Origin of the sequence: Neisseria sp. P0013.S005, assembly GCF_051958425.1 — a bacterium.
GTDB classification, from domain to species: Bacteria; Pseudomonadota; Gammaproteobacteria; order Burkholderiales; family Neisseriaceae; genus Neisseria; species Neisseria subflava.
On sequence record NZ_JBQCVL010000005.1, the window covers coordinates 125273 to 139574 of the forward strand.

Annotated in this window: 13 protein-coding genes; 8 read left to right on the top strand and 5 right to left on the bottom strand. The window is 49.4% G+C overall.

From position 1 onward, the window contains the following. Positions 1–8 precede the first annotated feature (8 nt). The 3 genes from ACTHTA_RS06795 to ACTHTA_RS06805 all read left to right on the top strand — a co-directional run bounded on the left by ACTHTA_RS06795 (position 9) and on the right by ACTHTA_RS06805 (position 1985). Positions 9–323, top strand: a complete 315-nt coding sequence (locus ACTHTA_RS06795) for a hypothetical protein (RefSeq protein WP_049329815.1) — start codon at positions 9–11, stop codon at positions 321–323. Beyond that, positions 320–718, top strand: coding sequence for an HIT family protein (locus ACTHTA_RS06800; protein WP_049329814.1), 399 nt, complete (start codon positions 320–322; stop codon positions 716–718). Before ACTHTA_RS06795 ends, ACTHTA_RS06800 begins: the two co-directional genes overlap by 4 nt. 73 nt (positions 719–791) lie before the next feature. Further along, positions 792–1985, top strand: coding sequence for an LD-carboxypeptidase (locus ACTHTA_RS06805; RefSeq protein WP_440375738.1), 1194 nt, complete (start codon positions 792–794; stop codon positions 1983–1985). A gap of 63 nt (positions 1986–2048) precedes the next feature. Here the strand turns inward: ACTHTA_RS06805 and serC are convergent, their stop codons facing one another. Beyond that, the gene (serC, locus tag ACTHTA_RS06810; protein WP_283121157.1) at positions 2049–3155 is read right to left on the bottom strand and encodes a phosphoserine transaminase; all 1107 of its coding nucleotides are present in this window, start codon (positions 3153–3155) and stop codon (positions 2049–2051) included. Positions 3156–3498: 343 nt separating this feature from the next. Between serC and rimP the strand changes: the two genes are divergently transcribed. From rimP to ACTHTA_RS06835, 5 genes are all read left to right on the top strand, one after another. After that, the gene (gene rimP / locus ACTHTA_RS06815) at positions 3499–3930 is read left to right on the top strand and encodes a ribosome maturation factor RimP (protein WP_308887668.1); all 432 of its coding nucleotides are present in this window, start codon (positions 3499–3501) and stop codon (positions 3928–3930) included. A 27-nt stretch (positions 3931–3957) separates the two neighbouring features. Continuing rightward, a complete protein-coding gene (gene nusA / locus ACTHTA_RS06820) occupies positions 3958–5463 on the top strand; it encodes a transcription termination factor NusA (protein ID WP_003678742.1) in 1506 nt (501 codons plus the stop codon). Positions 5464–5474: 11 nt separating this feature from the next. Next, positions 5475–8369 (top strand): translation initiation factor IF-2, encoded by a 2895-nt coding sequence (gene infB, locus ACTHTA_RS06825; RefSeq protein ID WP_308887667.1) that lies wholly within the window; start codon positions 5475–5477, stop codon positions 8367–8369. Positions 8370–8890: 521 nt separating this feature from the next. Continuing rightward, the gene (locus ACTHTA_RS06830) at positions 8891–9070 is read left to right on the top strand and encodes a calcium-binding protein (protein ID WP_049329809.1); all 180 of its coding nucleotides are present in this window, start codon (positions 8891–8893) and stop codon (positions 9068–9070) included. Between the two features lie 110 nt (positions 9071–9180). Continuing rightward, entirely contained in the window at positions 9181–9738 is a 558-nt protein-coding gene (locus ACTHTA_RS06835) for a nitroreductase family protein (protein WP_313971180.1), read from the top strand. 79 nt (positions 9739–9817) lie between these two features. On the opposite strand, the gene ACTHTA_RS06840 is transcribed toward ACTHTA_RS06835, so the two are convergent. The 4 genes from ACTHTA_RS06840 to yajC all read right to left on the bottom strand — a co-directional run bounded on the left by ACTHTA_RS06840 (position 9818) and on the right by yajC (position 14158). After that, complete coding sequence (locus ACTHTA_RS06840) at positions 9818–10699, bottom strand: carbohydrate kinase family protein (protein ID WP_308887666.1); 882 nt, start codon at positions 10697–10699, stop codon at positions 9818–9820. Between the two features lie 324 nt (positions 10700–11023). Then, positions 11024–11959, bottom strand: a complete 936-nt coding sequence (secF, locus tag ACTHTA_RS06845; protein WP_049329806.1) for a protein translocase subunit SecF — start codon at positions 11957–11959, stop codon at positions 11024–11026. A gap of 3 nt (positions 11960–11962) precedes the next feature. Beyond that, complete coding sequence (secD, locus tag ACTHTA_RS06850) at positions 11963–13816, bottom strand: protein translocase subunit SecD (RefSeq protein ID WP_308887664.1); 1854 nt, start codon at positions 13814–13816, stop codon at positions 11963–11965. 75 nt (positions 13817–13891) lie between these two features. Next, a complete protein-coding gene (gene yajC / locus ACTHTA_RS06855) occupies positions 13892–14158 on the bottom strand; it encodes a preprotein translocase subunit YajC (RefSeq protein WP_003678762.1) in 267 nt (88 codons plus the stop codon). Positions 14159–14302 lie beyond the last annotated feature (144 nt).

The following is a 14302-nucleotide window of genomic DNA, read 5'->3' on the forward strand; positions in this document are numbered from 1 at the left end:
CTTCGTCTATGACTGCACTCAAACATCTCAAACCATTCTTTTGGATTACCGTCATGGCATTGATTTGTGTGACGCCCATAGCGCTGATGTTCGCCTATTCGCCCTTTCATGATGTCAATGATTATTTTAACTTTGGATTGTGCGATCACGTTAAGAGTGTCGAAGAATGTGACGACTTAATCACGCCCGCCTATTTATTTTGGTGGTTTATACCCAAACCGTGGCTTTTCGCATTCATCACGCTGACTGCTATTTACCTCATTCTAAAAATCCTGATTGAAATCATCCGATTCCTATTCAGACTGAGAAAGAAAAACCCATGACCTGCCCCATCTGCACTGCCGACAACGAAGATATTTTGCTGCAAACGCAAAACCTGCGCGTTATCGCCGTCCACGACGAAGCCAGCGCACCGGCATTCTGCCGCGTTATTTGGAATGACCATGTTTCCGAGATAACCGACCTTTCCCCTGCCGAACGCAACGAAATCATGGAAATGGTGTATCAGGTTGAAGCCGCAATGCGCCAAGTCTTCCGCCCGGCCAAAATCAATCTGGCCAGCCTCGGCAATGTTGTGCCCCACTTACATTGGCACGTCATTGCCCGCTTTGAAAACGACGCCAACTTCCCCGCGCCGATTTGGGCCGCGCCCGTCCGCGAACACGGCATGACCTTGCCCGAAAATTGGCCGCAACAAATCAAAAACTTAATCGCTTAAACTTTCAGACGGCCTGTAAGGTCCGACACGCCAAGTTAAGGCCGTCTGAACATATAACGAAAGGAAAACCTCAATGAACTCCACCACGCGCCGCCATTTCTTACGTACCTGCTCTGCCGCGGCAGGTGCAGGGTTGTTGCAAGCCTGCGGCACAGGCACGACCACCACGCCGCAAACCAAAACCACTTCTACCACCGCGAAAGCCAAAACCGTGCAACCTAAGCAACCCCATCCGCCACGTTCCGGCGACAACCTCCTGCGCGTTGTTGCGCCGTCAGGCTTCGCCGAAGACCCCAACCGCGTGACCACCGGCCTGACCCGCCTCTACAACGCAGGCTTTACCGTGACCAACCAACAGGCAGGCAGCCGCCGTTCCCAACGCTTTGCCGGCAGCGACGCCCAACGTGCCGCCGACTTCCAAGACGTTGCCAACGGTCGTGTCGAAACGCCCAAAGTCTTGATGGGCCTGCGCGGCGGCTACGGCGCGGCACGCATCCTGCCGCAAATCGACTTTGCCTCACTCGGCGCCAGAATGCGCGAACGCGGTACATTGTTCTTCGGTTTCAGCGACGTGTGCGCCGTCCAACTTGCCCTGTTGGCTAAAGGCAATATGATGAGCTTTGCAGGCCCGATGGTGTATAGCGAATTCGGCAAAGCAGACCCCAGCGTCTTTACTATGGATTCTTTCATCCGCGGCACGACCAACAATGTCAACATCGTTGATGTCCCAACCATCCAACGCGCCGATGTCAACGTCGAAGGCACATTGTGGGGAGGCAACCTCAGCGTTCTCGCCTCCCTCGCCGGTACGCCTTACATGCCCGATATTCAAGGCGGCATCCTCTTTATCGAAGACGTCAGCGAGCAACCCTACCGCATCGAGCGTATGCTCAACACGCTTTATCTGTCAGGTGTTTTGCAAAAACAACGCGCCATCATCTTCGGCGATTTCCGCATGGGTACCATCCGCGACGTGTACGACTCCAGCTACGACTTCTCCGCCGTCGTCAACCACATTTCACGCACTGCCAAGATTCCTGTGTTGACCGGTTTCCCATTCGGCCACATTACCAACAAAACCACTTTCCCGTTGGGCGCGCATGCCAAAGTCCGCAGTACCGGCAACGGCGGTTATTCCGTCACCTTCAGCGGCTATCCGACACTGAACCCGTCCGCGCTGACACTTGACAACCTGCTGCCGCCTCCTGTTCCGACTTACGACAGCACCATCTACCGCGACAGCATTACTGAAGAAGTTACCGAATAAGGCTTGTTCAAATCAAAAAGCCGTCTGAAACCCAGTTTCAGACGGCCTTTTTATATCTTCATCTTAACCGTAACGTCGTTGGAAATCTTTCATAAAGTCAGCCAACGCGTTCACACCTTCAAGCGGCATCGCATTGTAAATGCTGGCACGCATACCGCCGACGGTTTTATAGCCTTTGAGCAGGCACAAGCCCTGCAACTCGGCCTCCAACACAAAGCGGCGGTCCAAGTCTTCGCTTGCGGTTTTGAAGACCACGTTCATTTTGGAGCGCGCATCAGGATGAATATCGTTGATGTAAAAACCGCCGCTGCCGTCTATCGTCTCATACAAGGTTTGCGCCTTTATTCGATTGACCGCTTCAATTTTTTTCACACCGCCCTGCGTTTGCAGCCAGCGGAACACCAAACCCGACATATAAATCGCATAAGTAGAAGGCGTGTTGTACATACCATCTCGGTTGATGTGTGAACGGTAGTTGAACACATCGGGAATATCGTTCGGACAACGCTCCAGCAAATCCTCGCGGATAATGACCACGGTCGCACCGGCAGGGCCGATATTTTTTTGTGCGCCGGCATAAATCAAGCCGTAATCGGATACATCAAACTCACGCGACAAAATCTCGCTCGACATATCGCACACCAGCGGCGGCAGGCCGTCTGAAAGTTTGGGGACGTTTTGATACTGCAAGCCGTTGACGGTTTCATTAATCGCAAAATGAACAAACGCAGAATTCGGGTTGACATCCCAATCCTCCACCGCAGGCAGGTTTTTATAGGCATATCGCTCGCCGCCATGCGCAGCCAAATAGATTTCGGCATTGCTCAAACGGCTCATCTGTTCATAGGCAATACGGCTCCAGTTGCCTGTTACCACCGCGTCGGCAGTCGCAAAACCATGCGCCAAATTCATGGCCACCATATTGAATTGCGTGGTCGCTCCGCCCTGTAAAAACAGGATTTTATAGTTGGAAGGAATATTCAAAAGCTGGCGCAAGTCTTGTTCAGCATGATGCAGAATGCTCAAAAACATATCCGAACGGTGGCTCATCGCCATCACGGGGAAACCCGTACCGTTGTAGTCGAGCATTTCCTGTTGCGCGGTACGCAATACCGCTTCCGGCAATACAGCAGGACCTGCGGAAAAATTGTAAATCGGGTGTGCGGACATGGCGGCCTTCTTTCTTATTCGGTGGGTATGAAGAAATTGTAGAACCGCCTTGCACATTGTGCAAGCACGAAAAATCAGGAAATACAAGGCCGTCTGAAAACAAAGCAATACCAATTCTTTGTTTTCCAAAAAAATTTCAGAAACACCATATCAAAACTTGTCAACAATTTCCTTTTCAGACGGCCTCACTCTTCCACCTTCCATTTAAGCAATCACTTCAAAAAATCCACGCCAAATCAACACTTTTCTTTTATCTTGAAAACAGTTATAATAGGCCAATTTTTCAAATCACACGAAAAATGGCCGCGCGGCCATTTTTTTGTTTATGTACTTCTGGAGAAGCATGGATATTCAAAGCATTCTTGATAAAACCCTGCCCGGCTTGGGCTACGAGCTGGTCGATTTCGAACTGACCGCACAAGGCGATTTGCGCGTTTTCATCGATAAAAAAGGCGGCATCACCGTCGAAGACTGCGCCACTGTCAGCAACCATCTGAGCCGCGTGTTTATGGTTGAAGACATCGACTACAAACGTTTGGAAATCTCCAGCCCGGGCCTTGACCGTCCGCTGAAAAAAGCCGCCGACTTCGTGCGCTTTACCGGCCAGAACGCCAAAATCAAAACACGCCTGCCGATTGATGGTCAGAAAAACTTCATCGGCCGCATCGAATCTTGCGAAAACGACATCGTTACCGTCTCTTTCGACGGCAAAACTGCCCAAATCGAATTGAGCAACATCGACAAAGCCCGTTTGCGCCCCGAATTTAAATTTTAAAAACCGATTACTTGGAGATTCTAGAAAATGAGTCGCGAAATGTTACAGCTGGCCGAAGCGCTGGCAAGTGAAAAAAACGTTGAAACGGAAGTCGTATTCAAAGCCCTTGAATTCGCCCTCTCTACTGCTGCCAAGAAAAAAGCCGACCGTGAGCACATGGACGTGCGCGTCGAAATCGACCGCGATACCGGCGAATACCAAACCTTCCGCCGCTGGCTGATTGTTGCCGATGAAGACTACACCTACCCTGATGTAGAAAAAACCATCGAGGAAATCCAAGAAGAAATTCCCGGCACTACCATCCAAATCGGCGAATACTACGAAGAGCAGCTGCCAAACGAAGGCTTCGGCCGCCAAGCCGCGCAAACCGCCAAACAAATCATCCTGCAACGCATCCGCGACGCGGAGCGCGAGCAAAACCTGAACGAGTTCCTCGCTTCTAAAGAAGACATCGTTTCCGGTACGGTAAAACGTGTCGAGCGCCACGGCATCATCGTTGAAGTCGTCGCAGGCAAACTTGACGCCCTGATTCCGCGCGAAGAAATGATTCCGCGCGAAAACTTCCGCAGCGGCGACCGCATCCGCGCCCTCTTCCTGCGCGTGGACGAAATCGGCAATACCGGCCGCAAACAAGTCATTCTGAGCCGTACCAGCGGCGACTTCTTGGCCAAACTCTACGCCAACGAAGTGCCTGAAATTGCAGACGGCCTATTGGAAATCCGCGAAGTAGCACGCGACCCTGGTCAACGCGCCAAAGTTGCCGTTAAAGCCAACGACCAACGCATCGACCCGCAAGGTACTTGTATCGGCGTGCGCGGTTCTCGTGTTAACGCCGTGAGCAACGAATTGTCCGGCGAACGCATCGACATCGTATTGTGGTCTCCTGAGCCTGCCCAATTCGTGATGAATGCGCTGTCTCCTGCCGAAGTAAGCCGCATCGTAATTGACGAAGACAAACACGCTGTTGACGTAATCGTTGATGAAAACCAACTGGCGCTGGCCATCGGCCGCGGCGGTCAAAACGTCCGCCTGGCTTCCATCCTGACCGGCTGGCAGCTGAACATCATGACCGTTGAAGAAGCCGACGAGCGCAATGCTGCCGAAGACGCGGTTATCCGCAACCTCTTCACCACCCACTTGAACATCGACGACGAAACCGCCGATATCTTGGTGGAAGAAGGCTTTGCCACATTGGAAGAAGTTGCTTACGTTCCAGCGGCAGAATTGCTCTCGATTGACGGCTTTGACGAAGAAATCGTTGAAACCCTGCGCAATCGCGCACGCGATGCGATCCTGACCATTACCATCGCCGCAGAAGAAAAACTGGGTGAAGTGTCTGAAGACATGCGCAATTTGGACGGCGTAGATTCCGATATGTTGCGCAAACTGGCCGAAGCCGGTGTTACCCAACGCGATGATCTGGCCGAATTGTCTGTTGACGAATTGGTCGAAATTACCGGTGTTGACGAAGAAGAAGCCAAAAAAGTGATTTTGGCTGCACGCGAACACTGGTTTACTGAAGAAAATAACTAAGGGGGTACTGAATGAGTAATACAACCGTAGCGCAATTTGCCGCCGAACTAAACCGCCCCGTCGATGATTTGCTTAAACAATTGAAAGAAGCCGGGGTCAACAAAAACAGCGGCAATGACAGCATAACCACTGACGACAAACAACTGTTGACTGCTTACCTGCAAAAGAAAAACGGCAGCAACAGCGGCACCATCAGCATCCGCCGCAAAAAAACCGAAGTCAGCACCGTTGACGGCGTAAAAGTGGAAACACGCCGCCGCAGCCGTGCCGTTACCATTCCTTCTTCCGAAGAATTGGCTGCGGAAGCCAAAGCCAAAGTAGCAGCGGAAAACCAAAAAGCCGAAGCAGAGAAAGCAGCCACTCAAGCTGCCGAAGAAAAAGCCAAAGCTGAAGCAGAAGCTGCCGCAAAGGCCGAAGCCCGTGCCAAAGCAGAGGCCGAAGCAGCCAGGCTGAAAGCAGCCAAAGCCGCACCAAAAGCGGAAGGCAAACCTGCCGAAGCCAAAAAAGAAGAAGCCAAACCGGTTGAAGCCGTAGAAGCTAAGACCGAAGCAAAAGTTGAAGCTAAAGCAGACAACAAGCCGTCTGAAAAATCCGTTGAAGCTGAAAAACCAGCCGAAGCCAAAAAACCTGCCAAAGCCAAACAAGACAAAGGCAGCAAAGGCAAAGAAGCGAAAAAGACCGCCAAACCTGCCGCTCCTGCCGTACCGCAACCTGTCGTCAGCATGGAAGAACAGGCTCAACGCGATGAAGAAGCCCGTCGTGCTGCCGCCCTGCGTGCGCATCAAGAAGCCTTGTTAAAAGAAAAACAAGAGCGTCAAGCACGCCGCGAAGCCATAAAACAACAGGCCGAGAAAGACTCAAAACCTACTAAAGAAGCCAAATCAGGCGAACGCAATAAACCTGCCGAGAAAGCCAAAGCAGTATCCGGCGAAGGCAAATCCGAACACAACGCGCGCGGTAAAAAAGAAGACCGTCGTGACCGTGATGAAGACACTCAAGGTCGTAACGCCAGAGGCAAAGGCGGCAAAGGCGGCCGTGACCGCAACAATGCACGCAATGGTGACGACGAGCGCGTACGCGGCGGCAAAAAAGGCAAAAAACTCAAACTTGAGCCAAACCAACACGCCTTCCAAGCGCCGACCGAACCTGTCGTACACGAAGTTTTGGTACCTGAAACCATTACCGTTGCCGATTTGGCACACAAAATGGCCGTTAAAGGCGTTGAAGTGGTTAAAGCCCTGATGAAAATGGGCATGATGGTAACCATCAACCAATCTATCGACCAAGACACTGCCCTGATTGTGGTGGAAGAACTCGGCCACATCGGTAAACCTGCCGCAGCCGACGACCCTGAAGCATTCTTGGATGAAGGCGTTGAAGCAGTAGAAGCCGAAGCATTGCCGCGTCCGCCGGTTGTTACCGTAATGGGTCACGTTGACCACGGTAAAACTTCCCTGCTGGACTACATCCGCCGCGCCAAAGTGGTACAAGGCGAAGCGGGCGGCATTACCCAACACATCGGTGCATACCACGTTGAAACCCCTCGCGGCGTGATTACCTTCTTGGATACTCCGGGTCACGAAGCATTTACCGCCATGCGTGCGCGCGGTGCGAAAGCAACCGATATCGTGATTCTTGTGGTAGCAGCCGACGACGGCGTAATGCCTCAAACCATCGAGGCGATTGCCCATGCTAAAGCCGCGGGCGTGCCTATGGTGGTAGCGGTAAACAAAATCGATAAAGAAGCCGCCAACCCAGAGCGTATCCGCCAAGAGCTGACTGCGCATGAAGTCGTGCCTGACGAATGGGGCGGCGATGTACAGTTCATCGACGTTTCCGCTAAAAAAGGCCTGAACATCGATGCATTGCTCGAAGCCGTCTTGCTCGAAGCCGAAGTTTTGGAACTGACTGCCCCAGTCGACGCACCTGCCAAAGGTATCATTGTTGAGGCTCGTTTGGACAAAGGCCGCGGCGCGGTTGCCACATTGCTGGTTCAAAGCGGTACGCTGAAAAAAGGCGATATGCTGCTGGCCGGTACTGCATTCGGTAAAATCCGTGCAATGGTTGACGAAAACGGCAAAGCCATCAATGAAGCCGGTCCGTCTATCCCTGTCGAAATCCTCGGCTTATCCGACGTACCGAACGCAGGCGAAGATGCAATGGTATTGGCCGACGAGAAAAAAGCGCGCGAAATTGCCCTCTTCCGTCAAGGTAAATACCGCGATGTACGCTTGGCCAAACAACAGGCCGCAAAACTGGAAAACATGTTCAACAATATGGGCGAAAACCAAGCCCAATCCTTGTCCGTCATCATCAAAGCAGACGTACAAGGTTCTTACGAAGCTTTGGCGGGCAGCCTGAAAAAACTGTCCACAGACGAAGTGAAAGTGAACGTGTTGCACAGCGGTGTTGGCGGTATTACCGAATCTGATGTCAACTTGGCCATTGCTTCCGGCGCATTCATCATCGGCTTTAACGTCCGTGCAGATGCTTCCGCACGCAAACTGGCTGAGAATGAAAACGTGGAAATCCGTTACTACAACATCATTTACGATGCCATCGACGACGTGAAAGCCGCCATGAGCGGTATGCTCTCTCCAGAAGAGAAAGAGCAAGTAACCGGTACGGTCGAAATCCGTCAGGTTATCTCCGTTTCCAAAGTCGGCAACATTGCAGGCTGTATGGTTACCGACGGTGTGGTCAAACGTGATTCCCATGTCCGCCTCATCCGCAACAACGTGGTTATCCATACCGGCGAGTTGTCTTCTTTGAAACGCTACAAAGACGACGTCAAAGAAGTCCGCATGGGCTTCGAATGTGGCCTGATGCTCAAAGGCTACAACGAGATTATGGAAGGTGACCAACTCGAATGTTTCGACATCGTCGAAGTTGCTCGTACTCTGTAATCAGACAGGCCGTCTGAAAAATCAGAAGCAGGTTTTGCAATGCGAAATCTGCTTCTTTTTTCAGACGGCCTTTTTACAACCATTCATAGTTTGAAACTATGGAAATTAATGTGTGGTATATAAGAAACAAAACAGCCGCACAAGGCAAAGCCATTTGGCAAAGGAATAGACGGCAGACAAAGTCTGATAAAGCTCTCTATATATTGTCATATCTTAACGTTTCTGTTGTTTTTATCAAATTTCGGCACTAGTATATACAGCCTAAACACAATACAAATTAAGCAATACCGGCCATATGCCGGATACGTTTACTTCCTTGTTACTCTCATCAATATCTAAAGAAAATATCATGACAATCAAAAAAGCAATGCGCAATTTGAATTACGACATTTAGAGCAATTACAGCCATCCTCCCTTGCACAAGCAACAACAGGCACGTCGGGAGATGACGTTTATTATGTAACCCGCAGCGACGATAAAATCATTGAAAACCCAAATGGCAGAGATGATACGGTTTACAGTTGAAAACCGGCGATGATTGGGTCTTAACCATCAAAGATACAGGCGACACCCTGACCATCCATGACATTGTCAACAATAATGTCGACAGCTTTGTATTCGGAAACGGTAAGAGCTACACCGCCGACGAAATCAGCAAAGCACTGATTACAGAAAATACACAAAACAACGGTATCCTGTAAAACTCAAAGTCCGTCTGAAACCTTAATTCAGACGGCCTTAGTCCTTTGCTGATTTATTTATCGTTCTGCTATATAATTATTCTCATTCGAATTCACAAGAAAGAATAAAAATGGATGCCTTAAATCTCCTCACCACGCGTCGCTCTTCCAAAAAACTGACTGCTCCTGCACCCAATGCCGAGCAACTGGAACAAATGCTGCAAGCGGCAACACAAGTACCTGATCATGGCAATATGCGCCCTTTCCGCTTTACTGTGATTCAAAGCGAGGCCGGCTTACAACGTTTCCGCGAGCTGTTGAGCAAGACCGTTACCGATCTCAACTTCGGCGATGATGCCATGAAAAAGGCCGAACGCGTCGGCAACATGGCGCCTATGATTATCGGCGTTACATTTACGCCAAACCGTGAAGTGGCAAAACCCAAACCTGAATGGGAGCAAATGCTGACTGCCGGCTGCGCCGCCTATGCTTTACAACTGGCTGCTTCAGCCCAAGGCTTTGACAATGTTTGGATTACGGGCATTTGGGTCAACAGCCCATTGTTGCGCGAAGCATTTGAGTGTGCTGACAAAGACAAAATCATCGGCCTGATGATGATTGGTTCGCCAACCGAAGAAGGCGGCGGCCCGAAAAATACCAGCTTGGAATGTTTTACAACTTATTGGTAAAGCCTGAAAACACTAAGGCCGTCTGAAAACCTGATTTAATGGTTGTTCAGACGGCCTTTTTATATCTATTATCGAAGCATCAAGCCGGATACATAAACGCTTCAATTTCTTCCAAAGAAATATCCGCCGTCGCGCCATGGCGTGAAGCCACCAATGCACCCAACGCACAAGCAAAAGCAATGGCTTCTTGAGGAGGCGCATTGTTCAACAGTTTGTAAGTCAAGCCGCCAAGAAAACTGTCGCCGGAGCCGACAGTATCCACCACTTTGACACGGAAACCGCAATGACGGTATAACTCGCCGTCCTTATACAAAACCGCGCCATGGCTGCCCAAAGTCACGCAAAGGATTTTGACGCCGGTCAGCTCAACGAGGTAGCTGATATTTTGCTCGATACTGTGATAAGGAGAGCCGTAAGCCGCAGCCAATTCATACAACTCATCATCGTTGAGTTTGACCATATCGGACTGTTTCATGGTCTCCAACAAGCGGTCAATATCGTAATGGGGCTTGCGCAGATTAACGTCAAAAATTTTGAATTTGGCTTCTTTCAGCAAAACTGCCAAGCTTTTACGCGAAACTTCATCACGGGTTGCCAAGCTGCCAAAAACGAACGCATCGGATTCTGCCACACGTTTGATTGCCGCATCATCAACCGCAATCCTGTCCCACGCGCAAGGATAGACAATCTCATAAGACGCACTGCCACACTTATCCAAATGTACTTTCACCAAGCTGGTCGCACATTCATGACAAACCTGCAAATAATCAGTGTTGACGTTTTTGCTTTGAATCTGGCGTAGCAATTCTTCGCCATCGGCATCATCGCCACGACGGCTGATGATGGCAGTATCGATACCCAAAGACTGCAAACGAACGGTAACATTCAGGGGTGCACCACCCAATACCTTTCCGTTTGGAAAATCGTCCCACAGCACTTCGCCGAAACTGGTTACTTTCATTCTTGGCCTTCCTTTTTTGAGGTTGATTGGCAGGGTCTGCACGCCCAACAGATTTTTTGCAAATCATGTACTTGTAGTAAAACTCCAGCATCGGGGGCAAAAGTATTATGTTTTAAAATATTGGGACTGACAAGCAATTAAGGGCATATCAGACAATAAACTTGATTCATCACAAAATTATATTGTTCCTATTTTTTCTTTTTCTTTCACATTTATCCCTTTCTATTTCATTAAAACAAAATATTCTGAAATTTAAATACAAAAGGCCGTCTGAAAACTGATTCAAACAATTTTCAGACGGCCTTTATCGAATTATTGCAGTGTTTAGACTACAACTTCTTCTTTTTTCTTCACTTCTTTGGCAATGTTCTCACGACTCAAGCCAAACATCAGCAAAAGCGGGCTGGCAACCAATACGGAAGAGTAAATACCGAATACGATACCGATGGTCAGCGCCATAGAGAAACCGTGCAAGGCTGCGCCGCCAAACACCAGCATAGAAACAACCATTGCCTCGGTCGAACCGTGGGTAATGATGGTACGGCTCATGGTTGCAGTAATCGCGTTGTCGATGACTTCCGGCACAGTGTGGCCGCGCATATGCGGCTTACGGAAGTTTTCACGAATACGGTCAAACACAACCACAGATTCGTTCACGGAATAACCCAAAACTGCCAAAACACCTGCCAAGACAGTCAGTGAGAATTCCCATTGGAAGAAGGCGAAACAGCCGAGAATAATCACGATATCGTGCATATTCGCAATAATCGCGGATACTGCAAAACGCCACTCAAAACGCATGGACAAGTAAATAATAATACCTGCCACCACGAAGCTCAATGCCATCAAACCATTGGTAACCAATTCTTCACCAACCTGAGGGCCGATAAATTCAACTTGGCGCAAGGTAACGTCAGGATTGTCTTTTTTCAGCAAATCCATCACTTGGTTGGACAGCTGGGCTGACGTTACGCCTTCTTTATTCGGCAGGCGAATCATGATGTGTTTGTTCGTACCCAATGCCTGAACCTGTACATCACCCATTTTCAGCGTATCGAGGCGTTCGCGCGTTTTATTCACATCCACGCCCTGCTGATATTGGACTTCCATCACCGTACCGCCGGTAAATTCGACAGAGAAATTCAGGCCTTTGGTTACCAAAAAGAACACGGCGGCGATAAACGTAACCAACGAAATAAAGGTCGTCAGTTTGCCGTAGCTCATAAACGGAATATCGCGTTTGATTTTAAATAATTCCATGTTTTACTCCTTGCCTTCTGCCATTTCAGCTTTCGGCTTCCATACCGCACCAATGGAAATATTCCGCAATTTGCGACGGCGGCCGTACCACAGGTTGACCAAAGCACGGAACACGACCACAGATGAATACATCGAAGTCAGAATACCGATACAGTGCACAACGGCAAAACCGCGTACAGGGCCGGAACCGAATACCAACAAAGCAATACCGGCAATCAAAGAGGTCAAGTTAGAGTCGACAATGGTTGCCCAAGCATGTTGGAAACCGAGGTTGATGGCCTGTTGAGGTGGTATACCTGCGCGTAATTCTTCACGGATACGTTCGTTAATCAATACGTTGGAGTCAATCGCCATACCCAATGTCAATGCCAACGCGGCAATACCCGGTAGGGTCAGCGTTGCCTGCATGGCAGACAAAATACCTACCAAGAACAAAATATTGGTACTCAAAGCGATGGTAGAGAAGAAACCCATCAGGCGGTAGTAAACCACCATAAACGCAGCAACGGCGGCAAAGCCCCATAAAGTAGAATTGAAACCTTTTTCAATGTTTTCCTTACCCAAAGACGGGCCGATGGTACGTTCTTCGACAATCTGCATAGGCGCAGCCAGCGAACCGGCACGCAGCAACAATGAAGTATCGTTGGCTTCGGCAGTTGTCATGCTACCGGAAATTTCCACACGGCCACCGGTAATGGCGGAGCGGATGACAGGCGCAGTCACAACTTCGGATTTACCTTGGTCGATCAACACCATAGCCATACGTTTACCCACATTGGCCGAAGTCAATTCGCCAAAAATGCTGCCACCTGCGCTGTCCAAGCTCAGGCTCACAGCAGGAGCGCCCATTTGGTCAAAGCTAGGTTGCGCGTCGTTGATGTTGTCGCCGGTCAGTTCAACTTGTTTGTTGACCAAAATAGTTTCCGGATGATCGCCACCGCTTGACAGTAACTCATAACCAGTCGGTACATTACCGTTTAAGGCTTCTTGCAGTTTAATCGGATCGTCTTCCACCATGCGTACTTCCAAAGTCGCAGTACGACCGATAATGTCTTTTGCTTTGGCAGTATCTTGTACACCCGGCAGCTGTACAACAATGCGGTCAAGACCGGATTGTTGGATAACCGGTTCTGCCACACCCAATTCGTTCACACGGTTGTGCAAAGTGTTGATGTTTTGCTTAACCGCATCAGAGCGTACTTTATTAATCGCCTCTTCAGACAGAGTCAGCACGATATTGTTGCCGTCTGCAACTAAAGTGGCTTCAGGGAACATTTTTTGCAACTGAGGTAAGGCCTTTTGTACATCGGCAGCATCTTGCAGAGGTACGGTCAGACCGTTTTCAGCCTGATGCACCGTACCGGTACGGATTTTTTCGCGGCGCAATTCGCGGCGGATGTCGCCGGCGTAACGTTCAAACGTTTTCTGCATCGCGGCTTTCATGTCTACCTGCATGGTGAAATGCACACCACCGCGCAAGTCCAGACCCAAGAACATCGGATTGGCTTTAATTTTCGCCATCCACTCAGGGCTGTCCGCCAAAAGGTTGAGCGCGGTAATATAGCCTTCGCCCAAAGTATTTTCGATGACATCACGCGCTTTCAGTTGCGTTTCAGTATCTTTAAAACGCACTTTCAGCGAGTTATCGACAATGAACATACCGTCCGTCTGAATACCTGCGCTTTGCAACGCAGAAGACACTTTAGACTGAGTTTGATCATTGATAACGATGGCTTGTCGGTTGGTCGATACCTGTACGGCAGGCGTTTCACCGAAAAGGTTGGGCAGCGAGTAAACAGCCGCAACCACAATCGTGAACGCAATCAGCAGGTATTTCCATAAAGGATAACGGTTCATGGTAAACCTTTGCTTTATTTATAAAGGCAAACAGCCGCACTCGGAAAATGAGGCGGCTTTTCGCAAAAAAACGGATTATTCGGCTTTCGCGGCAATCGCGTTGCGTTCCACTTCTACTTCGATTCTCGCACCTTGACCGATGTCGACAGTGTAGAATTGCTCGCCGACTTTAGTCACGCGGCCTTTGAAACCTGCAGCCAAAACGACTTTATCGCCTACTTTCAAAGCAGCCAGCATAGCTTGGTGTGCTTTGAATTTCTTTTGTTGAGGACGCATAATCAGGAAGTAAAACACCACCATAATCAGCAGTAAAGGGGCAAATTGAGCCACAGCTTGATTCATAATATATCCGTTCTTTTGAGTTTTAAGATAAAGTAAAAAACTGCATACAGCCCAAAACGCAGTTGGTCGGACTGTAAAATTGAGCTATTCTAAAGGCCGTCTGAAAAATTTCCAAGCATTTCCGTATTTATTAACCATATTTAG

What these genes read in the sequence shown, in the direction of transcription:
- ACTHTA_RS06795 (WP_049329815.1), top strand. Translation starts at nt 9, where the DNA reads ATGACTGCACTCAAACATCTCAAACCATTCTTTTGGATTACCGTCATG.
- ACTHTA_RS06800 (WP_049329814.1), top strand. Translation starts at nt 320, where the DNA reads ATGACCTGCCCCATCTGCACTGCCGACAACGAAGATATTTTGCTGCAA.
- ACTHTA_RS06805 (WP_440375738.1), top strand. Translation starts at nt 792, where the DNA reads ATGAACTCCACCACGCGCCGCCATTTCTTACGTACCTGCTCTGCCGCG.
- serC (WP_283121157.1), bottom strand. Translation starts at nt 3,155, where the DNA reads ATGTCCGCACACCCGATTTACAATTTTTCCGCAGGTCCTGCTGTATTG.
- rimP (WP_308887668.1), top strand. Translation starts at nt 3,499, where the DNA reads ATGGATATTCAAAGCATTCTTGATAAAACCCTGCCCGGCTTGGGCTAC.
- nusA (WP_003678742.1), top strand. Translation starts at nt 3,958, where the DNA reads ATGAGTCGCGAAATGTTACAGCTGGCCGAAGCGCTGGCAAGTGAAAAA.
- infB (WP_308887667.1), top strand. Translation starts at nt 5,475, where the DNA reads ATGAGTAATACAACCGTAGCGCAATTTGCCGCCGAACTAAACCGCCCC.
- ACTHTA_RS06835 (WP_313971180.1), top strand. Translation starts at nt 9,181, where the DNA reads ATGGATGCCTTAAATCTCCTCACCACGCGTCGCTCTTCCAAAAAACTG.
- ACTHTA_RS06840 (WP_308887666.1), bottom strand. Translation starts at nt 10,699, where the DNA reads ATGAAAGTAACCAGTTTCGGCGAAGTGCTGTGGGACGATTTTCCAAAC.
- secF (WP_049329806.1), bottom strand. Translation starts at nt 11,959, where the DNA reads ATGGAATTATTTAAAATCAAACGCGATATTCCGTTTATGAGCTACGGC.
- secD (WP_308887664.1), bottom strand. Translation starts at nt 13,816, where the DNA reads ATGAACCGTTATCCTTTATGGAAATACCTGCTGATTGCGTTCACGATT.
- yajC (WP_003678762.1), bottom strand. Translation starts at nt 14,158, where the DNA reads ATGAATCAAGCTGTGGCTCAATTTGCCCCTTTACTGCTGATTATGGTG.